2 protein-coding genes and 1 pseudogene are annotated in these 2045 nt (G+C 45.1%); all 3 read right to left on the bottom strand.

The window, feature by feature from the left end; translation table 11 throughout:
* Nucleotides 1-185: pseudogene (locus tag AC0YOD_RS28980) on the bottom strand (ABC transporter substrate-binding protein); the annotation flags it as partial.
* A 124-nt stretch (nucleotides 186-309) separates the two neighbouring features.
* The gene (locus AC0YOD_RS28975) at nucleotides 310-1107 is read right to left on the bottom strand and encodes an MgtC/SapB family protein (RefSeq protein ID WP_475802799.1); all 798 of its coding nucleotides are present in this window, start codon (nucleotides 1105-1107) and stop codon (nucleotides 310-312) included.
* Between the two features lie 44 nt (nucleotides 1108-1151).
* A complete protein-coding gene (locus AC0YOD_RS28970; protein ID WP_475802800.1) occupies nucleotides 1152-1979 on the bottom strand; it encodes a Cof-type HAD-IIB family hydrolase in 828 nt (275 codons plus the stop codon).
* Nucleotides 1980-2045 lie beyond the last annotated feature (66 nt).

The following is a 2045-nucleotide window of genomic DNA, read 5'->3' as shown; positions in this document are numbered from 1 at the left end:
ATCTTCTCATCCTTTGGCAATCCATTTTCATAAACCTCGACTTCCGCTGGCGGCGTACTGCCCGCAGGTGTTGTACCCTCTGTTTTGTCATTGCTGCTGTTGTTACCGCTGTTACTACATGCTGTTACCAGTGCCATCATTGTAACTAGACTAATGGAAAAAAATTTTCTAAGCTTGGTGTTCATAAATCGATAAACCTCCCATTAATAAATATATTTGATTTATATAAACTATTCTATTGACCCTTTGTTATCAGATTGTCATAAGATTAATAATATTTTGTAAATCACTACGGTTATATTTTTGTTTTCAACCTGCTATTGTAGGTTTAGTTTTGTTCATAGATTGCGGCTTGCTGTCTAAATTATGATTCATATCGATAGCTAACACGCCTTTTATTCCATTAATGTGATCCAGCGCTGCTATTAGACTGTTGCTATTGCCGATTTTGACTCGAAATACGAGTTGAGAAAGGTAATATTCCGTCTCGTCCTCCATCCATTTTTCGCTTTGGTGTGTTCTCACATTTTTTATGAGAATGCCTTTTTCTCCGAGCACCATTGCAATTTCCCCAAGAATGCCCGGATGATTATGTACCTTTACAATAATTTCGTGATCAGTACGAGAGCGCTTCAATCTTCGCTCCCACCGATTCAACACTTGCAATATAATAAAGACCAATATCGTACAAAGAACTGCAACGTAATAAAATCCTGCTCCCACACATAAGCCAATGGCCGCAACAACCCAGATCGAGGCAGCCGTGGTTAATCCGGATACTGTCAGTCCATTGCGAAGAATAGCTCCAGCACCCAAAAAACCTATCCCGCTGATCACCTGAGCGGCAAGCCGAGCGGGATCGACTCTTACATTCACTTCAGAAACAAAATCAGAAAAACCATAAATTGAGAGCAGCATGATGGAAACCGAACCGACGCAAACCATGATGTGGGTCCGAAACCCCGCTGCGTGGTTGCTCCACTCCCGTTCCAGCCCAATTATCCCCCCAAGGACAAACGCAAGTATAATACGAATGGTCAAATCCAAATAGCTAATCTGCCAAATACTTTCCGGCTTCGCTATGAATTGCTCGAGCAGCCCCATCATTCAACAGCCCTCCTAGCCATGATGCGCTTCTCCATACAATTAGGTTACTCTAGTTGAAACACATGCCTTCGGATAGCCAAGGCAACGCCATCCTCATTATTTGAAGCGGTTATCGCGCCCGCTTGTGATTTGATATGTTCCTCTCCATTAGCCATAGCTACTCCGAGCCCTGCCGCCTGAAGCAATCGAAGGTCGTTATCGCTGTCACCCACTGCCATCACCTCCGACATGGCTATCCCGAGAATGTCGCATATCTCTTGCACTCCGCTCATCTTGGAGATACCCTTGACCGAAATTTCAAGATTTATTGGCATAGATCTGGTAATCTCTAATGTTTCCCAGCCTTCAAGCTCTTTGCGAATTTCTGCCAGCTTCTTGGCATCGTTGGTTCCGATACCGAACTTCATCCAATTCCGCTCAAGCAATTCTGGAGTCCAGTCTTTGTCGCTCGTTAGACTTTCCACGCTGTAACCCCAATACCATTCTGCTCTTGAGACTGCGATCTCATGAAGACGATGCAGTTCCTCCCTCGGCAAAAATGAACGCTTTCGCAACCGCCCGGGCCCTTCCCAAATCTCTGCCCCGTTCAGGAGCACCATCGGAGAATTCAGTTCCAGCTCCTCCCAATAGGATTTCGCCGTTTGCATTCCTCTTCCGGTCGAGAAGATAACTGTAACCCCATGATCGACCGCATAACGAAGCCACTTTTTGGACTCATCGGTAATTCTTTTGTCATCGGTTAACAAGGTCCCATCCAAATCAAGTGCAATTAGCTTATAGCTTGCTTTCAAACTATCCACTATCCCTTCACCGCCCCCATCGTCGCGCCTTCCATCAGAAGCTTTTGAAACAGCATATAAATAATAATGCATGGGATCATCGAAATGGTCACCCCGGCGAACAGCGTTACCCAGTCCGCAGTGTATTCCATCTGCTTG

The sequence above is a fragment of the Paenibacillus sp. J31P13 genome, assembly GCF_056269295.1.
The sequence above is the reverse complement of the archived record's forward strand: the minus strand, read 5'-3'. Positions and strand labels throughout refer to the sequence as shown.